At 44.3% G+C, this 1,247-nt stretch carries 2 protein-coding genes; one reads left to right on the top strand and one right to left on the bottom strand.

Going from position 1 to position 1,247, the window contains the following annotated elements; translation table 11 throughout:
* Positions 1–85 precede the first annotated feature (85 nt).
* Positions 86–556, bottom strand: coding sequence for a RadC family protein (gene radC, locus AACS00_RS05890; protein WP_110168454.1), 471 nt, complete (start codon positions 554–556; stop codon positions 86–88).
* Positions 557–690: 134 nt separating this feature from the next.
* On the opposite strand from radC, the gene AACS00_RS05885 reads away from it, so the two are divergent.
* A complete protein-coding gene (locus AACS00_RS05885) occupies positions 691–888 on the top strand; it encodes an AlpA family transcriptional regulator (protein ID WP_110168453.1) in 198 nt (65 codons plus the stop codon).
* Positions 889–1,247: the final 359 nt, after the last annotated feature.

Below are 1,247 nucleotides of genomic sequence, written 5' to 3'. Positions count from 1 at the left end.
TCGGGGATAGTAAAGCGGCGTAGCACTTGAGTCAGTGGCGCGGCTAATGTCGTTTCGACACTCGTAGTGATGGTCTGTTGGACGGTCATAACAGTCCCCTTTCAGCAAAAGAGACACAACCTTCACCGACCACAATATGATCCAATACCCGAATATCAACTAACGCTAAGGCGTCTTTTAAACGTTGTGTAATGCGCTTGTCAGCCTCTGAAGGCTCAGGCTGACCGGATGGATGATTATGAGCGAATATCACGGCGGCGGCATTACAGGCCAAGGCGGCTTTGACCACTTCACGAGGGTAGACGCTGGCCGCATCCACCGTACCTTGAAATAACTCATTAAACTCAATCAAACGATGTTGATTATCCAGCAGCATCACCGCAAACACTTCCCGCTCTAACCCGCCTAATTTAAAGCGCAGGAACTCTTTAGTGGCTTCAGGATGACAAAAAGCATCGGTTCGTAAATAACGATTAGCCAGAATTTGAGCGGCGTGCTCTAGCACTTCATTTTCTTGGTAACGCTGCTGCTGTTGGTATTTTTTCGATTTGGTCATTTCAGTCTCCTTGGTACATCACTTTGAGGTTCACTGAGATGACATATATCTGATTATTATTTGAATACGGCGTCGCACATTATTTTTTACATCACGGGCTTTTCCCATGGGTATAGACATTGGAGATCATTCCCATGAGATTTTTACGACTAAAAGAAGTGATGTTACTGACCGGGTTAGGTCGTTCAACTATCTACAAATTCATGGCTGATGAAACCGACTTTCCTAAGAGTGTGCCACTCGGTGGACGAGCGGTGGCTTGGGTAGAAAGTGAAATTGAGGAATGGATGGAATCGCGTCTGAGTATGCGAGACAACCAAGAATCTTTTTAGTCACACCATGATCACATCCACAAGCAAGCGCAGGCTAAGTAAAGTCATGCGCTTGCTTTCGGATAACGACGCCGAGGTTATCAAGGTAAACAACATTCTGATGTTTGAGACCGTGCCATAGTAGAATTGTTAGCGTCAGATACAGCAGCACCGTTTGGAACAATCAGTTTAACTAATAGCATGGTTAAGTTAATGATTGTTCTGCAATCAATTGCTCCAACTTCCTTGGGTGAAAATCACAATATTTGCAATTGGTCGATTGAACATATGGTTATAAATCCTGCAACTCTCAACGATTAGGTAGAATACGTTGCATTAAAAGTAGCGGATGGATTTGACTGTGAGTTATCGAGTGGTAC

Origin of the sequence: Vibrio sp. 11986-1-5, from assembly GCF_963878025.1 — a bacterium.
Taxonomy (GTDB): domain Bacteria; phylum Pseudomonadota; class Gammaproteobacteria; order Enterobacterales; family Vibrionaceae; genus Vibrio; species Vibrio injensis.
This window is presented reverse-complemented; position numbering and strand designations above follow the sequence as displayed.

Excerpts from the sequence above, each read along its gene's own strand:
- radC (WP_110168454.1), bottom strand. The coding sequence starts at position 556 with ATGACCAAATCGAAAAAATACCAACAGCAGCAGCGTTACCAAGAAAAT.
- AACS00_RS05885 (WP_110168453.1), top strand. The coding sequence starts at position 691 with ATGAGATTTTTACGACTAAAAGAAGTGATGTTACTGACCGGGTTAGGT.